The following is a 20,616-nucleotide window of genomic DNA, read 5'->3' on the forward strand; positions in this document are numbered from 1 at the left end:
TACTTATTTGGCTTTTTCAATTTTATCGATTTGTAGAATACGGAATCCTTCTTTTTCAAGCTTTCCTTTTAATTTTTCGATTTCAGCATCCGTTTTGCCATCTTCAAGCGTAATGACAACTCGTCTAGCAAGGACAGAACCATTATCTAGTGTAAACATGCCTTCAATTAGTTCACCACGTAGTGTTTTCGTAAGTTTTTCAATCATACCCTTCGCTTCTGTTGAAGAAATTGTAAGATTGATTCCCCCTGTTTTTAAACCGAAAGCATCACCGAGGACGCTTTCCACTTTATTATGCGTTAAAATACCGACAAGTTTTCCATGTTCAACAACGCTTAGAAAAGGCAGTGCTTTAATTTTTATGAGTGCGCTTAAAAAGGAAGAGCGTTCAGTTATGAATGTATCTTGGTGCATCAGCAAGTGATCAATCTTTTCGCTTTTATCACCGTTTTCTTCATATAGATATTCAATCAAGTGTACCTTATAAATCATTCCTTTATAGTTGTCATCCTGGTCGACAACAGGAATACATCTGTAGCCGCTTGCGTTAATCGCATCCAGTGCTTCCCCCACAGTTTGTTTGATATTCATCGTAGACACTCCAAGTCTTTCCATCAGTAAGTCTCTAACGTGCATGTTTAATCCCCTCATTCCTAGGTTTATCTATTATCACAATTTTTAGTTTATGATAAATTTCATTATAATAGAGATATATAAAGTTGTACAATTAATTATACAGCAAAACCTATAGGGCATGATATACATTGACTACAAAAGCGGTATCAACCTACTTTACTAGACGAATCCAGTATAATAAAAGGAAAGAATCGTTATATGTGAATAAAGGGAGCTATGGAAATGGAAAAGTTAAGTCTTGGTGGACTACTAGATGTTATTGGTGAATTATTTTCTGATGAAATCTCGATTGCGGTGTCGAACACGGAAAAGTACCTTTACTATCTGCCCAGCAAACGAGTGGATTTAAAAATTAGACCGGGTGATCTATTGAAAGAAGGAACGATTGCATATAAGGCAATCTCTCAAAAACAGAAAGTATCTGAGTTTATCAACCGTGATGTGTTCGGCGTTCCTTATCATGGGATGGCTGTCCCGTTTTATAATGGTGAGGTGCTCGAAGGGTGTGTGACCGCAATTTATCCGGCTTACACGGACGGGAAATCTGTGGTAACGGTGAAAACGCATGATGGATGGATTCCTGTGCCTTTTACAGATGTGAAATACGTTGAAGTGAAAGATCGAAAAACGTATGTAGTGGCAGAAGGTTTTTTAGGCACTCATAAAAATACATTGCAAGAATTTGAATATTTATTGCCGCGTGATTCCTTTGTACGCTGTCATCGCTCCTTTATCGTCAATGTCCATCATATTAAAGGGATTTATCCAGACATGCACTCAACTTTTGTATTAGAAATGGATAACGGTACCAAGATTCCAGTCAGTCAAACGTATTCCAGTTACTTCCGCAAACTATTAGGGTTTTAGCAGGGAGGAATGAAGGTCAATTCAGTATCTTGACGCAATCACGCCGTGGCATGTTTGATTGATGCTGTTTCAGTCGGATATTTGAATGCCTTAACCGATTATTCTCTTTCCAAACCATAAATGCTCACTCGTGTTGGTGTGTAAGCTAGAATTAACAAAAGGTTATGAAAAGGGGCAGTTGAAGATGGGCAGTCAGATGAATCGAATTAGAAATGTTCAATTGAGGGACGTTGTTGTCTCACCAGAAGAAGCAGCATCTTGGATTGAAGATGGTATGACCCTCGGATTGAGCGGTTTTACACGTGCGGGTGACGCCAAAGCAGTTCCGTTGGCATTGATCAAGCGTGCAGAAACAGAACAATTTAAAGTTAATATATATACAGGAGCTTCTTTGGGCTCGGATATTGATAAATTGCTTGCGGAATCAGGTATTGTCAATAAACGTGGACCATTCCAGGCAGACCCTGTAATGAGAAAAAAAATTAATGATGGTGAGCATTTGTTCGTAGATCATCATTTATCACATACAGCGGAACTCGTTCGCTCAGAAATAATAGGGCCAATTGACTTTGCAATTTTGGAAGCGGTTTCAATAACGGAGGACGGAATGATTATCCCAACGACATCTGTTGGAAACTCTTTGTCTTTTGCAAACCATGCAAAATCAATCATTATCGAGATTAATACGGCGCACTCTTTACAGTTAGAAGGGTTACATGATTTATACGACCCCGGTATGCAGGGCGAAAGGACTCCAATTCAGTTAACGAAAGTCGATGACCGTATCGGTACAATGGGTATCCCAATTGACATGAGTAAAGTAAAAGGCATCGTATTCACGCATCAGTTGGACTTTCCTTCAACAATCGATGCACCTGATGATGAAACGGAAATTATGGCGGAGCATTTACTGACATTCTTGCGCAGTGAAGTTCAAGCAGGCCGTCTGACAGAACGTCTTGCGCCTTTACAATCAGGAATTGGATCGGTGGCAAATGCGGTTCTGCACGGCATGATTAACTCTGAATTTAAGGACTTAGAGGTGTATTCAGAAGTGTTGCAGGACGCAGTCTTCGAATTAATTGATGCGGGAAAAGTACGTTTTGCTTCTTGCGCCTCGATTACATTGTCTGAAGAAAAGATGAAGCATGTCTATAGTAACTTCGAGCAGTATCGGGATAAATTGATTATGCGTCCACAGGAAATCTCCAATCACCCAGAAATTATCCGCCGTCTCGGCTTGATCTCCATTAATACTGCACTTGAATTGGATATATACGGGAACGTCAATTCAACGCATGTTTCGGGGACAAGGATGATGAACGGCATCGGTGGATCAGGTGATTTTGCCCGCAATGCACGCCTTGCAATTTTTGTTACGAAGTCAGTGGCAAAGGGCGGTAAGATATCAAGCATCGTTCCGTTTGTATCGCATGTAGATCATACTGAACACGATGTAGATATTATTGTGACTGAACAAGGATATGCCGATTTACGTGGGCTTGCACCGAGAGAACGTGTCGGACTCATTATCGAAAACTGCGTACATCCATTGTATCGTGAACAGCTACGTGCGTATTATAGTGAAGCACTTGAAAGAGGCGGACAAACGCCACATATTCTTGAAAAGGCATTCTCTTGGCATACGAATTTTGCGAAGAACGGCACAATGCTTGAGCTAGTTGAAGAGCTAGTTTAATGAAACAAAAAGAGGGTTACCCAATTTGGGGTAATCCTCTTTTCGTTTTTAGAGCGTTGTTGGTCAATCATACAAACAGTGATCAAGTGAATGAGTGAACAAGTGAACAATAGGGAGTTAAAAGAGACACACTGAATGGTAGTTAAATATTTCCAAATAGTATAGCCTGAAATATAACGGTATACAAGTTTCTGGTATACTGGAGGTGAAATGGTGAAGAAATGAGCATTCTTTATAGTTACAAAAGAACTTTCTAACAAAATGTTAATGAGGTGGTTGTGATGAAAATAGCACTATTTGGTGCCACAGGACGTATAGGCGGAGATGTACTAAAACGCGCTCTTGCGGAAGGTCATGATGTAGTGGCACTTGTTCGTTCGCCAGAGAAATTGGCATCGTCAGACCAGTTAACGGTCATTCAAGGGGATGTCTGTGATGCTGAAGTAGTGTCGCGTGCCGTTACAGGCGTCGACGCGGTATTTAGTGCTCTAGGTACGGATAGAACGACAACGTTGACTGAGGCGGTCCCACATATGATTAAAGCGATGGAAGAGAATGGCGTCAGTAGAATAGTCACAATCGGGACGGCGGGTATCTTACAAAGCAGAGAAAATCCTGCAAAGTTACGCTATGAAGCGGGGGATTCGAATCGGAAGCTGACTTTCGCGGCTCAAGAGCATCATAAAGTATATGACATGCTTCGGCAGTCTGGGCTAACGTGGACGATTGTTTGCCCTACTTATTTGCCGGATGGTGCCGAGGCGGGAAATTACAGAATTGAGCGCGATTTGTTGCCGTTGGAGGGTAAAAAGATTTCGGTTGGTGACGCGGCTGCTTTTGCCTACAATGAACTACTGGAGAATGAAAACAGCGGATTTCGTGTTGGGATTTCATATTGATTTACAAAGTAGTACTGTCATTGGCGGTGCTATTTTTGTACGGAAAATAATTTGAGGAAGTCTTGTATGACTAACTTTGGAAATATATCAATCGGAATTAACGAAATATTATAATTGTTGCAACTGTCTTATTGGTAGGGTTTATCCATATCTCGTGAAAAGGGGGAAGATTGTAGTGGAGTATCAATTTCCGGAATTTGTTTTCTTTAGGCCTGTATTTACTGCTTTTATATTAATTCTATTTGTTGTGTTGCTTGTCGTTATATTTCAGAAGGGAAGGTTGCTAAATCTCTTCTCTGTTGTGAGTATTTTACTAGTTTGTACGTACATTCCAGCAATGCTTCTTGTTGCTGAAGGGCATATTGTCGATGAGTATAACTTGGGCGGAGATGCCGTTATTATGTATCAATTTTTGGGGATTGTAGGACTCGCTACAACTACTATTTTTGTTTTCTTGGGTAGGAGGAAAAGGTAAATTAATTGGATAGAATCAGAGATCCGGCTTATATCGCTTTGTGGATGCCTCCCGCTCTAAGTGAGTGCACTGAAAAAGTCCGATTTCCTTCAATCCCGTTGATTTCCGTTCCGAGCGGACGCTTTCCGCGGGCACGGCTTCAATCTCCTCGTCACTACGTTCCTGCGGGGCTTTCAGCTCGCGCTTTTCCCGCTGGAGTCGCCGCTCTTCACTACAATCAACTAGTTCTAACTATAAAAAAGAACTTTTTCAGTGCCCTCCGATAAACCGGAAAGAAGAGCAAGGAGGGATTGAACTACATCCCTCCATCAGTCTTATCGCTCCGGCTACCACGTAGACGCGCCTTCGCTGGATGGCCTCTTTTAGAAAGCAAATTTCGTTATTGGGAATTAGACTTGCAATCTATAGTGCGTTTTTCTTCAATGAAATTAGTATCAAATAGTAATCACATTATAATCTCAGTCCATTCATCTCAAAATCTCTCTCAACAATGGAAAACTCCAGCGCAAGCGCGGCAAAGGGGTAGCCGAAGCCGTGAGACTAGATGCGAAGCGTTAATCTAGGCTCGTGGCCAGAGGCATCCCCAGAGCGCCAAGCGGTCTAAAATCCACACTCCGAATCACAAATCTCCTGATAATGAACACACCAGCGCATTATTTAAATCTACTTTCGTCCAAGTTCAAAAGAAAAATCACACCTCAAACTCACTCATCAGTCCATGTGTATTACCTTCAGTATCGTTGAAAAATACCATCCAGGTCTCCATAGTGCCCATTTTTGCGATAAAATGTGGTTTATCGGTGAAAGGAACGCCTTTTTCACTAAGTTCTTTGTAGCTCGCATGAATGTCGTCTACTTGGAAATAAAGGACGGAACTTGCGTTTGTGAATTGTTCCGTTTCGGGCAGACTAAGGAGCAGTCTCACACCGTTACAATCAAAAAAAGCCATCGTTTCGGTATTGAATAAGAGTGTTAACCCAAGTCTATCTTGATAAAATGACACTGCACGATTGATATCTTTTACGGGTACTGCAATTTGGCCAATACTTTTTAAAATAGTTGTCAAGAGTAATCCCCTAATTCAGTCAATTTGCAATAATAGTATACCATATTAACATTTTAATCCAATTATAATGAAAGTGGAGGAGCTTAAAATATGGAGGTTCTTTATAGTGGTTTATTAAAAGACGGGCACCCTTTTTTCATACGTGCATTACATTTGGAAGACCTTAAGGCCATTTATCATGTACAAAAAGAAGTATTACAAGTACTTGATCATCCAGATTCATTATCTTCGTTGTCAGAAAATGAGTATGAATATATTTTGACTGGCGGCGGTAAGATGGTAGGGGTGTTTGCGGATGGGTGGCTTGTCGCATTTCGTGCATTACTGGTACCGGGTGACGACGAAGAGCATCTTGGTTCTGATGTCGGTCTTGATCGAAACGAGTTAGAGTCCGTTATTTACCAGGAGATTTCGAATGTCTCACCGCGCTATCGCGGCTATCAACTACAAAAAATAATGGCAATTGTTTTGATGGAACAATTGAAAAAAGATGAATATAAATATGTCTGTGCAACCGTTGCACCGTTCAATATCGCTAGTCTAAAGGACAAGTTTTCACAACAGATGGAAATTGCAGCGCTTAAGCAAAAGTATGGTGGGTTGTTGCGCTATGTTTTCGTGAAACACCTCCACGAAAAAGGTAGTGAATGGAAAGCGGAGCAAGACGTTCCGATGCAAGACACAAAAACGCAACAAAAACTTCTTGAAGAAGGATGGCGCGGCACGAATATTTCATGTGGTCCTGATGGATGGCTCGTCCGGTATTGCAAATAAAATACCTACATGCACGCATTGTATAAACTACTAAATGTACTGGAGGTGAAGAGGGGTTGACAAAGAGCCAGACATTAAAATTAATAGGCCTCTTAGTTGTGATTGTTACCGTTTTAACGCTATTTAACAGTAAGAATGACAAAGGTACCGAGAACACTACTGTTGCCTTGGAAAATACCACAGCCCCCGTCGTTAAGGTCCATGAGTCTAATGGATTTCCGAAGCTGGATGAAATCCTGAATGATCCACGGTTAAAAGGTGCGACAACTGGAATCAGTATCCGAAACGCATCGACGGGCGAAATTGTCTATTCTCATCTCGGTGATACACGGGTTCATCCTGCATCCGTCATGAAGTTACTGACCGGTGCAACAGCGCTTGAAACACTCGGTGAAAATCACATATTCAAAACAGAACTATATACGGATGGACGGATTTCGAACGGTCTATTGTACGGGAATCTCTATTTAAAAGGGAAAGGTGATCCAACGCTGACGAAGGATGGTTTAAATACGTTTGCATCTGAGTTAAAAGCAAAAGGGATTCGCTCCATCAAAGGAAATTTATATGCAGACGATACTTGGTTCGACACCGACCGCCTATCTCAAGACCTAAATTGGTCCGATGAACCATACTATACAGGTTCACAAATCTCGGCATTGACGCTATCCCCAAATAATGATTATGACGCCGGAACAGTGATTATCGAAGTAAATCCTACAACTAAGTCGGGACAAGCAGGAAAAGTGCGCATGGTTCCTGCAAATACTTATCTAACCGTCATTAACAATACGCAAACAGTGAAAAAAAAAGGTAAGAAAAACATCCGAGTTGAACGGCGGCATGGCACGAACACAATCGTCGTTTCAGGAACGATTCCAGTAGGAGCCAAAAAAACAAGAACCTGGTCATCCGTTTGGGAACCTTCAAACTATACAATTAACGTCTTTCAAACTGTACTTGAAGAACAAGGCATCACGTTCTCTGAAGCACCTAAACTGGATAGAAAAAAAGTTCCTGCGGGAGCTACTTTAGTAGCATCAAGACAATCAATACCACTGAAAGAGTTACTCATCCCCTTCTTGAAATTGAGTAATAATGGTCATGCTGAAGTACTGGTAAAAGAAATGGGTCGTGTGATTGGCGCCAAAGGTAGCTGGGAGAAAGGGCTTGCAGTCATGCACAGCACTCTTGCGGATATGGGAATCGATTCGAGTAATATGTTGCTTCGCGACGGTTCCGGCATGTCACATAAAAACCTCGTCACTGCAAATGAAGTATCCGAGCTTCTCCATACAGTACAATCGAAATCTTGGTATCCGACATTTCTGAACGCGCTTCCTGTAGCGGGGAATAAGGATCGTTTTATTGGCGGTACATTGCGAAACCGTATGATAGGAACAGCTGCAGAAGGCAATGTACGAGCAAAAACAGGTGCTCTGAATGGGGTTACAGCTTTATCGGGGTTTGTCACAGCGTCAGACGGAGAAAAATTGATTTTTTCAATTATGATAAATAACTATTTAAGCGAGAGTACTTACGAAGTTTTGGATGCAATTGCAGTCGCATTGTCAAACTTTAAAATGAACTAACATGTACTCAATCCATGTGATTACATCTCAATAGTGCTTCTAACGAACTATTTTTGAATAGTTTGTTTTTTCATAAAAATTTATGTTTACCAGGGAAACGGTAGGGTAAGGGATATAGAGACTATAAATAAATACTGGTACACTACCAGGAGATTAAAAGGGGAGATTTTATACTATGGGGAAGTTCAAATCACTATTTCTATTAATAACTGTGTTGGTTTTGGTTTTATCTGCATGTGCACCAAAAGAGGATGCAACAGATGAAGTGAGTGAAGGCGACGGAAGTTATGAACTTGTGAAAAAAGGGAGTTTGACCTTTGCGGCAAGCGGACTCTATAAGCCATTCAACTTTGAGGAAAAAGGTGAGCTGACAGGATTTGATATTGAAATTGGAAATGCAATATCGGAAAAGTTGGGCTTGAAGCCGAACCCGGTGACAAATCCATTTGAAACAATTCTGCAAGGGTTAATCGGCAATAAATACGACGCAATTATTGGATCAATGGCTTATACGAAAGAGCGCGCTAAACAGGCGAACTTTACTGAACCTTACTATTACTCGGGTGGAATGATTTTTGTATCCGCAGAGAATACCGATATTAAATCTGGAGAGGATTTGAAGGGCAAAAAGATTGGCGTCGTGGCTCAATCCACATATGAAAAACCTGCGCAAACCCTTTCGGACAATATTCAGTATTACAGTAGTGACGTAGTTGCATTGAAAGATTTGACGATACCGGGTCGCCTCGATGCGGTAATCACAGCTGATATTGTCGGCTTTGAAGCCATTAAAAATGATTTTAATATTAAAGAAGTAGGGAAGCCGCTATGGGTAGAACAGCCATCTATCGCTGTGCGACCAGAAAATGATGCATTAAGAGAAGCAATTGATGAAGCACTTAAAGAAATAATTGAAGACGGCACATATGATGAAATCTCACAGAAATGGTTCGATCGAAACCTGTTAGACCTTGATCTGGAGGGCGTGGAGCTTTTAGAATGAATGATTCCACAAACTTAATCACGGAAAGAGGGTATAACTAGTGCCAGAGGTATTTATAACAATCTATGAAGTATTCATACGAACGTACCCGGGCTTCTTAAAAGCAGCCCTTATCACATTAGAAATTACAGCAATTGCCCTAGTACTGGGTACTGCGTTAGGTATTGTTTTTGCTTTAATGAAAATATCCAAGTCGAAAATTTTACAGACAATCGCAAACCTGTATATTACTTTAATACGGGGGACTCCGCTGATTGTTCAAATCATGTTTCTCTATTATGGAATCACAAACATCGTTGTACTCTCAAACTTCTGGGCTGGTGCAATCGCGCTGGGGATTCATAATGGTGCCTATATCGCGGAGATTTTCCGTGGCGCTATACAGGGCATTGACAGAGGGCAGGAGGAAGCCAGTCTCGCAGTCGGCATGAATCGTCGTCAAGCAATGCGCAGAATCATTTTTCCACAAGCGTTGCGCCGTGCCATTCCGCCACTCGGAAACCAGTTTATCATTACGATGAAAGATTCATCACTTGTATATGTTATCGGTGTTTCAGAAATGTTTGGTCTTGCGAACAGAGAAGCGGCTGCATCATTCCAGCCTTTCGAAACATTTATGGTTGTTGGATTATACTATCTCGTACTCGTATTGATCTTCACTGCACTACTGAAATGGTATGAGAAAAAGCTGGATGTTGACACTATATGAGGAGGACATTAAATGATTAACACGAAAAACCTCCACAAGTCATTTGGCAATCTTGAAGTGCTGAAAGGAATTGACCTTGACGTGGAAGCCGGGGAAGTAGTCGTACTTATTGGAGTCAGCGGCTCTGGTAAAAGTACGTTGCTTCGCTGTTTGAACTTTCTTGAAATACCCAACGAAGGTGAAATTGCAATTGATGGGCGTCGCGTCAATCTGAAGAAAGATGATCTATCAAACGTGCGTGCCGAAATAGGAATGGTATTCCAGCATTTTAATCTCTTTCCACATAAAACAGTGCTTGAAAACATTACGGAGGCACCAATCATTGTTAAAAAGATGAAGAAGGAACAGGCAGAAAAAAAGGCCCGTATCATATTAAAAAAAGTTGGATTGTTGGATAAAGCAGACGTCTATCCAAGCAAATTGTCAGGCGGTCAAAAGCAACGTGTAGCTATTGCACGAGCACTTGCAATGGAACCCAAAGCACTTTTGTTTGACGAACCGACTTCAGCACTTGACCCTGAACTCGTTGGAGAGGTTCTTCAAGTAATGAAAGACTTGGCAAACGAAGGGATGACAATGGTCGTAGTCACTCATGAAATGAAGTTTGCCAAGGAAGTGGCAGACCGCATTATTATGCTAGATGAAGGTTGTATCATTGAAAATGCTGATCCAGATAACTTTTTCAACCATTCCACCAACGAACGGACACGCCAGTTTTTAGAAATGGTTGACGTTTAAAGTTGTAGAGAAAAAGCTGTCCCCCGCCTAGGTATATCAGGCGATGAACAGCTTTTTTTCACGTTATCTTTTCGGTTCGTAGTTCAGCATCTTAAACATTTCTGACAGTTCGTCCTCAGTCAAGTCACGCCATTGTCCATTCGGCAAGTCACCAAGGTGGATGTTCATAATGCGTGTCCGCTGTAACTTGCGTACATTGTATCCAAGTGCGGAACACATACGGCGGATTTGGCGATTCATTCCTTGCGTTAAAGTCATGTTGAATTTACGCGGACCCAGTTGCTTCACTTTACACGGTTTAGTAACCGTATCTAAAATTGCAACGCCTGACTGCATCTGGTGAATGAAATCTTTCGTAATCGGTAGATCCACAGTGACGATATATTCTTTTTCATGGCCATTCTCTTCACGCAAGATTTCATTGACGATATCACCGTCATTTGTCAAAAGGAGAAGTCCATCTGAATCTTTATCGAGCCGTCCGATATGGAAAACACGGAGTGGATGATTGACGAAATCAACAACATTACCTTTAATATGACGTTCTGTGGTACTTGTAATGCCGATGGGTTTGTTGAGCGCAAGATAGACGAGCTGTTGTTCCGTCTTCACAATTTTTCCGTCTGCCCGGACTTCGTCGCCATCTCCGACTTTACTGCCGAGCTCGGCGAGTTGCCCGTTGATTGTAATCCGTCCGTCTTCTATCCATTTATCTGCGCCACGTCGGGATACGATTCCCGCTTCACTCAAATATTTATTAATTCTCATTGGAATCACCTGCTTTGTTTATTAAAACTAGTATACAGCATTGTGAATCAAACAACTAAATGAACCATATCGTGAATAAAGAAATAAAATAGGACGTCTGTTGATTAACCAAAATCAACCAGAAAATAACTTGATCACATACTGAGCACTGCGTATGGAATTGCTTTTGGTTCGCTTTGAATTGAACAATTTCCCTATCATTATCGTGATGTCTTACTAAGTAGGGATGCGATTTCATCGCATCCCTACTTAGTTTTTTCGATAATCGTATGGTAGTTGTTCATCCGTCGCTCTCCAAAGACATAGCCACAAGTAGTGCTGAAGCTTTTCTGAACGATAGAATAGCTCGCTTCTCGCATCGTGAGAAGCGGCCAAAGATGAAATTTTGACCGCTTAAACCCTCTACCATAGTTTCTCTATTTTAATTTTAAGGAAGTGTCAGTTTCTTATAAGTAATGCAGAGAACACTATCTACAACGTGCAAGAGTGCCCGAAATTACATCTTCGGGCACTTACATTCCTTATAGAAGCTCATCTATTCTTTTCTTTCAAAGCAACAGCATTTTTCAATTGAGTATTGTAGGAACGCGACAGGTGATTATTCATAACAGGATTATCCCGAAGAGTATGGCAATAAGTGACGGAGTCACTTATTGCCATACTTGCCTCTCGGTTAAAGTGTCATGATTAATCCACCGAAAGCGGTCCGGAAATAGTCCAGTGAAAATACCGATTTTCAATCTTTTATCTCTAGCGTTTTATGCCTATAATTTCTTAATCAACAAATCTAACAAAGTAAATTACTTTACTGAAAAGGTTGACAATTAGGTGAATCCATAATACGATTGGATTAACATTTTTTTTAAGAGACGGGCAGAAGGTTCCGATAGCGGTGCCGCCCACGACAGACGAGACGAGAATAGCTGAGAAATTGATGAATAAGAAGAGTAGCACGGGTACGTGATTATAGAGAGTCAGTGGGTGGTGAAAACTGATACGCGGCCGGTGTGAATGGACTTATGAGAGCCTAGTTGAATCGCCTTTTAAACTAGGACGTGAGATCCCACGTTACGGGATGTGTCTATTAGACACGCTAAGTGGAAGTAGAAATACTTCAATTAGAGGTGGCAACGCGGTAAATTCCGTCCTCTGCAATCGGACTAATCTGTCCTTTTGCAGGGGACTTTTTTATTTTCAAAAAAGAGGAGAGATGAGTAGAGATGAGTAGGGAACAGACGAGTACGAGTTTAAGGACAACAATGAAAACGTTAAATGGGGATTCGTTAACACCAATATCCATTTTCAGAAGAATGCAGGGGCAGCGGAAATTTTTACTGGAAAGCTCTTCGAAGCACGAGGGGTCCGGGCGCTATTCTTTTCTAGGGATGGATCCGCTGAAGTCTTATAGCGGAAGAGATGGCAAGCTGAACGAGCACGTTTACAAGACGGGTAAGAAATATGTGCACGAGGGTGATTTGTTTGTTCTGTTGAAACGATTGATGCCGAGAATTACGGATGATTTCGATTTCCCTTTCACGGGTGGCGCAGTTGGCTACGTTGGTTACGGTGCAGGTTCCGATAGTGCGACGCGTTCCCATGACGATATGGGATTCCCGGATGTCAATTTCAATATTTATGAAACGATTATTATCTTCGACCATGTATCGAATGAAGTGACATTGTTGCATACGGAAATTAATCCGGAACAAAGTGCCCCCGATTTGGACGCACTGGCGAACAGTATGTTGAAGGGTCCTGAAAAGGAAGAGTCTACCTTTTCAATATCCGACTATAACTGTAGCGTAACGCAGCAACAGTTTGAAGATATGGTACGCGATGCAAAAGGGTATATCGAAGCGGGCGAAGTGGAACAAGTTGTACTGTCAAGACGATTAGTAGCTGATTTCAATGGCGATCCGTTTTCACTTTATCGAAAGCTTAGAAAGCGCAATCCTTCGCCTTATATGTATTACATGGAATTTGATGATCATGTCGTCGTGGGGACGTCACCGGAAAGTTTGGTTCGCGTGGCAAACGGTCAAGTAACGACAAATCCAATTGCCGGAACACGTCGACGCGGTGTAGATAAAGCAGAAGATAAGGCGCTTGAAAAAGAATTGTTGGCGGATCCGAAAGAACTCGCAGAACACGATATGCTTGTCGAACTTGGAAAGAATGATTTGGAGAAAGTATGCCTAGTGGATTCTGTTAAAGTCACAAGTTATCAGGAAATCGTCCGTTACGAACATGTCATGCACATTGTATCGGAAGCGGAAGGGACATTGTCGCCGGTGCTTCATTCACTGGATGCATTAACGGCTTGTCTTCCAGCGGGTACAGTAACGGGTACACCGAAAAAAAGGGCGATGGAATTGATTGATGAATTGGAGAAGATGGACCGGGGCATTTACGGTGGGGCAATCGGCTACATTGGATTCAATGGAAATATGGACTTTGCATTGACGATTCGAACGATGGTGGTCAAGGATGGAAAAGCATATGTCCAGGCGGGCGCAGGAATTGTGCAAGCATCAGAACCGACAACTGAATTTATGGAAACAGCCAATAAAGCCAAATCATTATTAGATGTCGTAAACTAGATCACTATTGAATTGTGTGTGAGAAAGAGCTTAGCAGAGTAGAGGAGAGATTGAGATGAGAAGTTTTGTTAAAAGAGTAGAAATGGGCGAGCATTTGATGTACGAAGAAATGCTAGAGGCTTCGAAGTTGATGTTTAATGAGCAAACGGATTCACAGGACGTCATTGATTTCCTTGTGGCATTGTCACTTAAAGAGGAAACAGCACATGAATTGGCGGCTCTTGCCGAGGTCATGAGTTCGTTCGCGCTTCAAGTAAATGTTCCACGGGAAACATTTATGGATAACTGCGGAACTGGCGGAGATGGCTCAAACAGTTTCAATATCAGTACAGCATCTGCCTTTGTACTAGCGGGCGCAGGCGTTTCAATCGCCAAACATGGCAATCGGAAAATTTCAAGTGCGGCAGGAAGCTCTGATGTATTGGAAGCACTTGGCGTTCATACGAAATTTAGCATAGATGAGACCATTGAATTGCTTCTACAAGAAGGAATTACGTTCTTATATGCACCAAATGTTCATCCGAAAATGAAACGAATCGGTGAAATTCGACAAAAAATAGGCAAGCCGACCATCTTCAATCTTGTAGGGCCTCTGACAAATCCAATCCCGTTGAAAACACAGTTCACGGGCATTAACAGACCAGACTTCACGATGGAATATGCATCCGTTTTACGCATGCTGGGCAGAGAGCGGTCCATCGTTGTATCGGGAGCGGGCGGCATGGACGAAGCGTCACTTGCGGGACAAAATACGTTTGTACTGCTCGATAAAGGCGACCTAATTCCATTTTCACTAACAGCTGAGGATGTGGGTCTTACCCCTGCACCGATTTCCGCAATACGCGGAGGGGATGCAAAGGAAAATGCAGCAACGATTCGAGCGATATTCAATGGACGACGCGGTCCTCACTTCGATACGGTCGTGTTCAACGCTGGCATCGGATTATTCGCAAACGGGCAAGCAGAAACAATTCAAGAGGGCGTTAACCAGGCGACGGATAGTATTTTATCCGGAAAGGCACTGGAGAAACTAGAGGCTGTTGTAACATTTAGCGAAAAAATAGGCGCAAAGGCGGTGGCGAGATGACAATTCTGGACACGATTCTACTTGAGAAAAGGCGTGAAGTGCTAAGCATGTTAGCGGAGCAAGAGGTGGTGCAAGAAGCGCGACCTTCACGACCTTCGTTATTCGATAAATTATATAAATCTGAGCATCTACAGATTATGGCGGAGATGAAACGAGCTTCTCCATCGAAAGGACTTATCGCGGAAGGTGCAGATCCCGTTGCACAAGCAATTGCCTATTACAGTGCAGGTGCAGCATGCATTTCAGTTTTGACAGATAGTCACTTTTTCAAAGGATCGTTTGAAGACTTAACAGCAGTCGCGGACAATGTTCCTATTCCCTTGTTATGCAAGGATTTCATCGTAGATCCGGTGCAGATTGACCGTGCAAAAAATGCCGGAGCATCTGTTATCCTGCTAATTGTTGCGGCCCTTACTAACGAAGAACTTACTAACTTCCATGCTTATGCGCTGGCATCTGGCTTGGAAGTACTGGTAGAAGTACATGATGAAGCGGAGTTGAAACGTGCGCTTGCGATAAATGCAAAACTGATAGGCGTTAATAATAGAGATCTCCGAACATTTACTGTAGATCTCAAGAGAACGGAAGAAATTGCAGCTATTTTTCCTTTTGAAGAAGAGCGTGTCTTAATCAGCGAAAGCGGGATTTGGGAACCGGAAGATGCACTTTTCGTTGCGGGAACTGGTGCAAGTGCAGTTCTCGTTGGTGAATCGCTTATGCGTAGCGGTGAAGTTGCTGTAGCTCTGAAGTCACTTCAAGTGGCATTGCCAAAGGTAGTCAGATGACAAAAGTTAAGATTTGCGGATTAATGGAACAAATGCATGTAAAGACAGCGGTTGACGCTGGAGCAGATGCAATCGGCTTTGTCTTTGCACCCAGTAGACGTCAAGTGACAATCGAAAAAGCGCAAGAGTTGGCAAAGGATATTCCGCCAGGGGTATTGAAAATTGGCGTGTTCGTCAATGCATCTCGAGAAGAAGTTGAACGAACATACAGGGAAGTACCGCTAGATTATGTACAATTTCATGGAAATGAAGACACTGAATTTATAGATTCGGTTCGACTTCCTTCCATTAAAGTATTAGCAGTCCACAGTAGTGAAGACGTGAAGCAAAGTAGACAGTATGACACGGACTATTTTTTGTTTGATGCACCTGGCATTGAATTTAAAGGCGGCAGCGGAATAACGTTCGACTGGCAACTGATGAAAGACGTAGGTGTACCGCAGGATAAAGTTATACTGGCTGGTGGATTGAACGTAGACAATGTTGCACAAGCGATTGAATTGGTGAAGCCATATATGGTGGACGTTTCGAGCGGGGTAGAAAGTGCAGGCAGAAAAGATGAGAACTTGATTCGCGCATTCATTAAAGCGGTTAAATAGAGGAGAGATGAACAATGGTAAAAGAATTGGATACAGCACAAACCGAACACGCGGGGCGGTATGGCAGGTTTGGCGGGCAGTTCGTCCCCGAAACACTAATGACAGCATTAATCGAGTTGGAAAAAGCCTACGATGAAGCAGTTGCAGATCCCGCTTTCGCCAACGAAGTAAATTATTACTTAAAAGATTTCGTGGGACGCGAGACGCCGCTCTATTTTGCAGAGAGGCTCACAAAAGTGGCAGGCGGCGCGAAGATTTATCTCAAACGAGAAGATTTAAACCATACAGGAGCACATAAAATTAATAATTCAGTTGGGCAGGCACTTCTCGCGATGCGCATGGGTAAAAAGAAGATTGTAGCAGAAACTGGGGCGGGTCAACACGGAGTAGCCACGGCGACAGTATGCGCTTTGTTTGGTCTAGAATGTATTATTTTCATGGGAAAAGAAGATATCAGAAGGCAGGAGTTAAATGTCTTTCGCATGGAATTACTTGGAGCAACAGTTGTATCGGTCGATCAAGGATCAGGTACACTGAAAGATGCGGTTAACGAGGCGCTTCGTTATTGGGTAGCGAAAGTAGAGGATACGCATTACATTTTAGGTTCAGCTCTAGGTCCACATCCTTTCCCGAGAATTGTTCGTGATTTCCAGCGTGTTATTGGAGTGGAGACGAGGCAACAAATTGTGGAGAAAGAAGGGCGACTACCAGACGCAATTGTTGCATGCATCGGCGGTGGGAGCAATTCAATTGGTATGTTCCATCCATTTATTGACGATGAAGAAGTCGCTTTGTACGGAGTTGAAGCGGCGGGAAGCGGTATAGAAACGGGACTTCACGCGGCTGCAATTGCGGATGGAAAAGAAGGCGTGCTACACGGAGCATATATGTATGTGTTGCAAGATGATGATGGAATTATCCAGGAAGCGCATTCCATTTCAGCGGGTCTCGATTATCCAGCTGTTGGTCCGGAACATAGCCATTTACACGATATTGGACGCGTAACTTACACATCCGTGACAGACGCAGGTGCACTGGAAGGGTTACAGCTATTGGCGAAAGTGGAAGGTATTATTCCGGCGCTTGAAAGTGCACATGCGGTTCAATACGCAGTTGAGCTAGCGGGCAGTATGAGCGAAGAAGAGATACTTGTCGTTTGTCTTTCAGGCCGTGGCGATAAAGACGTCCAAACGGTACGCGATGTTTTAGGAGGTGGCCTGAATGACTAAGCACGATTTAACCAATGCGATTACTGATTGTATAAGTCACGGCGATAAAGCGTTCGTACCCTATATCATGGCGGGCGACGACGGGCTTGAAACACTAAAGAAAACGATTTTATTTCTACAAGAAACGGGCGTGACCGCAATTGAACTTGGTATTCCATTTTCAGATCCTGTCGCAGATGGCCCCGTCATACAAGAAGCGGGTAAACGTGCCCTTGCTAAAGGGGTAACGCTTCGTAAGGTATTGAAAGAACTTCTTTCATTCAAAGATGAGGTTACCGTTCCACTCGTTTTTATGACTTATTTGAACCCGGTTTTAAGCTATGGCGTTGCTCAATTTGCGAAGGATTGCCGAGATAGCGGCATCAGTGGACTTATTATACCTGACTTACCTTATGAGGAAAGTGGGTTGTTGCGCCAAGAACTGACAGATTGTGAAATTGCACTCGTTCCACTCGTTTCATTAACGAGTCCGCCTGAACGCATTCAAAAAATAACAGCGGTTGCTGAAGGTTTCGTTTATGCAGTGACGATAAATGGAACTACAGGGGTACGCAATGGATTTAGTGAAGACCTTGCGATGCATATAGAACAATTGAAAGCAGTAAGTCCAGTACCTGTACTTGCAGGTTTCGGTATTTCAACACCTGAACAAGTTCAAACAATTGGTGCATTGGCCGATGGCGTTATTGTCGGAAGCGCTATTGTGGATGCAATGCATCGCAATGATTTTGCAGCAGTGGAGGCGTTGGTGAAAGCGTCGAAAAAAGAAATATTTAGCTGAAAAAATGCCCTTCTCAACGCGGAGTACTGCGTAGAGAAGGGCATTTATGACTATTAAAATTTGCTCTTTTATACGCATACCCCTCCGGACTTTCTTCTATCTGTTACCCATTCAGTCCCGAAATCGATGAGTGGTTTCATTTGGATGATTTTGCAAGAGGCTTGCCCTAAATATCCGTCTAGCACGGCATCGGGATTCATCTCCTCAAATGCACGACCCAATTCAGGGAAAAGGTCGGAATCGACATCCGCCATATCGAAAGTTGCCCAAATTCGTTCTCCATTTTGAATGATGGCAGCGCCTTGTGGGAAAGCTGTAAGGCCGGGAGCCAAATACTCGGACAGATGAAGAGCTGTACAAGATTCGTAACTTACACCAATCATGACGACTTTTACATCTGTGTCCAGCATAGTGCCGAGGGGAGAACTCATCCCGAATGAATCACCAATCGGGTGTTCATTCATCCAATCCATTGCGTTTTTCCCCCATGCTATGAACGAATGAGCGGGATGAGGGCTACGGATAGTTTCCGGATGACGATGTAAGCAGTCTGCAATTTTCCCCATTTCACGCAAAGGAGTTAGATACTTGTCGAAAGCGGGAATGGATTGACGAATGGGCTCGTGCCAGGCTTGAGGAACAGGAGGCAGCATCCAGTAAGACGGATCGGAATTATCGCCTGACTGTGCGGGCATGACAATCGTACCGGAACGAGTTACAGTTTCTATCAGTGCCTCAACCACAGCTTGTGCACCTCCCGCAATCCAACCCATCGATTTTAGTGATGAGTGGACTATGAGGTGATCACCTGATATGATGCCTAAGGCGTTAAGTTGCACTTTTAATGATTCTTTTGATTGGAATGAATGTGTTTGTTGAATAGCTTCGAACTCTGCCATTGATACCACCCGATTCTATAGATATTTAAAAAAGCATAGCAATTTGTAATGGATTTGCCAAGTTTTGTGAAACCTTTCGGAGGGACAAGCGTACATATATAAAAGGAGATGTGTTTAATGGATGCGTTTGTGATTAGAGAAGAAGTCGAAACGACATATGAAAAAGTGAAGTCGTTGGCAGGTTGGACGGTGGATAAAAACGTCGTACTGACAATTACATCGTATTACGTTACATCTGAGAGGGAATTTGATGCCGCAAGTTTAAGCCGTGTGATGGATACACTTAAGAGTAGAGCCGGCTGGCTATCACCGCTGCGTGGCAATCTCCTTCCGATGATGGCCGCATTTCTGGATCAGCCTGGTGCAGATATCGATAAAGAAGCCGATCGGTTATTTGCGAAACAGCAAGCCTTAAAAGGCCTAGGTTTTCGCAATACGATCCATTCTTATCTGGCTGCACTTCTTTTGACGGACAATCCTGAACTTTATGAAAATGAAGCTCGCCAAGCAAAACGACTTTATGATGCTATAAAAAAACAACATTTCTTTCTAACATCGGATGACGACTATGCGTATGCGGTCTTACTTGGAAAAAGGGGTGCTGATCCAACTGAGCACGCCAAGTCAATGCGGGTATATTATGATGCCTTGAAAACGGAAGGATTCCGTTCTGGGAATGAACTGCAATGGCTATCCCAGGTCATGACATACATACAAATTGAATACGATCCAAAACTGGTAGCCAGAGCTGCGGAAGTACTCTCACTTTTTAAACGGAATACGAAAGTGCGGCCGGTTCATTATCCGATGATTGGTTTCCTGACAGTCTTTGAGGTGGATGATCCCGAATTGATGAATATCGTCGAACTGACGCATACATTAGAGGAATCAAAACCGTTCAAATGGAATCGAGAGATGGCACTATCCATCGCTATTGGATATGGTATGCATAAGTTAACTGAGAGTGCAGAAGAAGCATGTATTAGGCTTGCAACATCTGTCGAATTGATAATACAGGCACAGCAAGCAGTGATGGCTGCTACGATTGCGGCAATGGTTGCATCTACTGCGTCCAATTCAACAAACAGTTGAATTGGACACGATTAGAATAATGGAAGACCACTATTTATATAGTAGGAACTTGAATTTGTGACATTAATTATTATTGTAAAATGTGTATATATATAAGTATTTATCCGCAATCGACATAAAAAACATAGTACTCTACTAGGGATAAATGAATAATTACTTGGTGAAATATTATTCTCAACTGAATAAATTATGCATGACCTAGTGAGTTCTGCTAGAGAGAATTGTCGATTGTTGGGATGCCTCCCGCGGGCACTGAAAAGTCCGATTTCCTTTAATCCCGTTGATTTCCGTTCCGAGCGGACGCTTTCCGCGGGCACG

20 protein-coding genes and 1 other annotated feature are annotated in these 20,616 nt (G+C 42.7%); of the genes, 16 read left to right on the top strand and 4 right to left on the bottom strand.

What is annotated here, in order from left to right; all coding sequences use genetic code 11:
• Nucleotides 1-3: 3 nt before the first annotated feature.
• Nucleotides 4-636 carry a CBS domain-containing protein gene (locus AC25Y6_RS13655; protein ID WP_488143408.1) on the bottom strand — a complete coding sequence of 211 codons (633 nt, stop codon included), beginning with the start codon at nucleotides 634-636 and terminating at the stop codon, nucleotides 4-6.
• A 222-nt stretch (nucleotides 637-858) separates the two neighbouring features.
• On the opposite strand from AC25Y6_RS13655, the gene AC25Y6_RS13660 reads away from it, so the two are divergent.
• From AC25Y6_RS13660 to AC25Y6_RS13675, 4 genes are all read left to right on the top strand, one after another.
• Complete coding sequence (locus AC25Y6_RS13660) at nucleotides 859-1,503, top strand: LytTR family DNA-binding domain-containing protein (RefSeq protein ID WP_482102654.1); 645 nt, start codon at nucleotides 859-861, stop codon at nucleotides 1,501-1,503.
• A gap of 184 nt (nucleotides 1,504-1,687) precedes the next feature.
• Nucleotides 1,688-3,202 carry a succinyl-CoA:acetate CoA-transferase ScpC gene (gene scpC, locus AC25Y6_RS13665; protein WP_488143409.1) on the top strand — a complete coding sequence of 505 codons (1,515 nt, stop codon included), beginning with the start codon at nucleotides 1,688-1,690 and terminating at the stop codon, nucleotides 3,200-3,202.
• Nucleotides 3,203-3,483: 281 nt separating this feature from the next.
• The gene (locus AC25Y6_RS13670) at nucleotides 3,484-4,101 is read left to right on the top strand and encodes an NAD(P)-dependent oxidoreductase (RefSeq protein ID WP_488143410.1); all 618 of its coding nucleotides are present in this window, start codon (nucleotides 3,484-3,486) and stop codon (nucleotides 4,099-4,101) included.
• Between the two features lie 175 nt (nucleotides 4,102-4,276).
• Nucleotides 4,277-4,576: a hypothetical protein gene (locus AC25Y6_RS13675; RefSeq protein ID WP_488143411.1), complete on the top strand. Its 300-nt coding sequence runs from the start codon at nucleotides 4,277-4,279 to the stop codon at nucleotides 4,574-4,576.
• 691 nt (nucleotides 4,577-5,267) lie between these two features.
• Here the strand turns inward: AC25Y6_RS13675 and AC25Y6_RS13680 are convergent.
• The gene (locus tag AC25Y6_RS13680; protein ID WP_488143412.1) at nucleotides 5,268-5,642 is read right to left on the bottom strand and encodes a VOC family protein; all 375 of its coding nucleotides are present in this window, start codon (nucleotides 5,640-5,642) and stop codon (nucleotides 5,268-5,270) included.
• A 90-nt stretch (nucleotides 5,643-5,732) separates the two neighbouring features.
• On the opposite strand from AC25Y6_RS13680, the gene AC25Y6_RS13685 reads away from it, so the two are divergent.
• From AC25Y6_RS13685 to AC25Y6_RS13705, 5 genes are all read left to right on the top strand, one after another.
• Nucleotides 5,733-6,416, top strand: a complete 684-nt coding sequence (locus AC25Y6_RS13685) for a GNAT family N-acetyltransferase (protein ID WP_488143413.1) — start codon at nucleotides 5,733-5,735, stop codon at nucleotides 6,414-6,416.
• 56 nt (nucleotides 6,417-6,472) lie between these two features.
• The gene (gene dacB / locus AC25Y6_RS13690; protein WP_488143414.1) at nucleotides 6,473-8,008 is read left to right on the top strand and encodes a D-alanyl-D-alanine carboxypeptidase/D-alanyl-D-alanine endopeptidase; all 1,536 of its coding nucleotides are present in this window, start codon (nucleotides 6,473-6,475) and stop codon (nucleotides 8,006-8,008) included.
• Between the two features lie 175 nt (nucleotides 8,009-8,183).
• Complete coding sequence (locus AC25Y6_RS13695; RefSeq protein WP_488143415.1) at nucleotides 8,184-9,011, top strand: transporter substrate-binding domain-containing protein; 828 nt, start codon at nucleotides 8,184-8,186, stop codon at nucleotides 9,009-9,011.
• Nucleotides 9,012-9,072: 61 nt separating this feature from the next.
• A complete protein-coding gene (locus AC25Y6_RS13700; protein ID WP_482102728.1) occupies nucleotides 9,073-9,720 on the top strand; it encodes an amino acid ABC transporter permease in 648 nt (215 codons plus the stop codon).
• 12 nt (nucleotides 9,721-9,732) lie between these two features.
• On the top strand, nucleotides 9,733-10,458 hold the full coding sequence (locus AC25Y6_RS13705; RefSeq protein ID WP_488143416.1) for an amino acid ABC transporter ATP-binding protein: 726 nt from the start codon (nucleotides 9,733-9,735) through the stop codon (nucleotides 10,456-10,458).
• Nucleotides 10,459-10,521: 63 nt separating this feature from the next.
• On the opposite strand, the gene rluF is transcribed toward AC25Y6_RS13705, so the two are convergent.
• Nucleotides 10,522-11,226 carry a 23S rRNA pseudouridine(2604) synthase RluF gene (gene rluF, locus AC25Y6_RS13710; protein ID WP_488143417.1) on the bottom strand — a complete coding sequence of 235 codons (705 nt, stop codon included), beginning with the start codon at nucleotides 11,224-11,226 and terminating at the stop codon, nucleotides 10,522-10,524.
• Between the two features lie 925 nt (nucleotides 11,227-12,151).
• Nucleotides 12,152-12,379, top strand: a binding site (T-box leader).
• A 67-nt stretch (nucleotides 12,380-12,446) separates the two neighbouring features.
• Here rluF and trpE point away from each other — a divergent pair.
• The 6 genes from trpE to trpA are packed head-to-tail and all read left to right on the top strand — an operon-like array spanning nucleotide 12,447 to nucleotide 18,307.
• Nucleotides 12,447-13,826 carry an anthranilate synthase component I gene (gene trpE, locus AC25Y6_RS13715; RefSeq protein ID WP_488143418.1) on the top strand — a complete coding sequence of 460 codons (1,380 nt, stop codon included), beginning with the start codon at nucleotides 12,447-12,449 and terminating at the stop codon, nucleotides 13,824-13,826.
• A 55-nt stretch (nucleotides 13,827-13,881) separates the two neighbouring features.
• On the top strand, nucleotides 13,882-14,913 hold the full coding sequence (gene trpD / locus AC25Y6_RS13720; protein WP_488143419.1) for an anthranilate phosphoribosyltransferase: 1,032 nt from the start codon (nucleotides 13,882-13,884) through the stop codon (nucleotides 14,911-14,913).
• Nucleotides 14,910-15,698, top strand: a complete 789-nt coding sequence (trpC, locus tag AC25Y6_RS13725) for an indole-3-glycerol phosphate synthase TrpC (protein WP_488143420.1) — start codon at nucleotides 14,910-14,912, stop codon at nucleotides 15,696-15,698. The genes trpD and trpC overlap by 4 nt, the downstream gene beginning before the upstream one ends.
• Nucleotides 15,695-16,297: a phosphoribosylanthranilate isomerase gene (locus AC25Y6_RS13730; protein ID WP_488143421.1), complete on the top strand. Its 603-nt coding sequence runs from the start codon at nucleotides 15,695-15,697 to the stop codon at nucleotides 16,295-16,297. Before trpC ends, AC25Y6_RS13730 begins: the two co-directional genes overlap by 4 nt.
• A gap of 14 nt (nucleotides 16,298-16,311) precedes the next feature.
• Complete coding sequence (gene trpB, locus AC25Y6_RS13735) at nucleotides 16,312-17,526, top strand: tryptophan synthase subunit beta (protein WP_488143422.1); 1,215 nt, start codon at nucleotides 16,312-16,314, stop codon at nucleotides 17,524-17,526.
• A complete protein-coding gene (gene trpA / locus AC25Y6_RS13740) occupies nucleotides 17,519-18,307 on the top strand; it encodes a tryptophan synthase subunit alpha (protein WP_488143423.1) in 789 nt (262 codons plus the stop codon). Before trpB ends, trpA begins: the two co-directional genes overlap by 8 nt.
• Nucleotides 18,308-18,375: 68 nt before the next feature.
• On the opposite strand, the gene AC25Y6_RS13745 is transcribed toward trpA, so the two are convergent.
• The gene (locus AC25Y6_RS13745; RefSeq protein WP_488143424.1) at nucleotides 18,376-19,206 is read right to left on the bottom strand and encodes an AAC(3) family N-acetyltransferase; all 831 of its coding nucleotides are present in this window, start codon (nucleotides 19,204-19,206) and stop codon (nucleotides 18,376-18,378) included.
• Between the two features lie 117 nt (nucleotides 19,207-19,323).
• Between AC25Y6_RS13745 and AC25Y6_RS13750 the strand changes: the two genes are divergently transcribed.
• Complete coding sequence (locus AC25Y6_RS13750) at nucleotides 19,324-20,298, top strand: DUF4003 family protein (protein ID WP_482102671.1); 975 nt, start codon at nucleotides 19,324-19,326, stop codon at nucleotides 20,296-20,298.
• Nucleotides 20,299-20,616 lie beyond the last annotated feature (318 nt).

The organism is Sporosarcina sp. Y1004 (assembly GCF_057669665.1).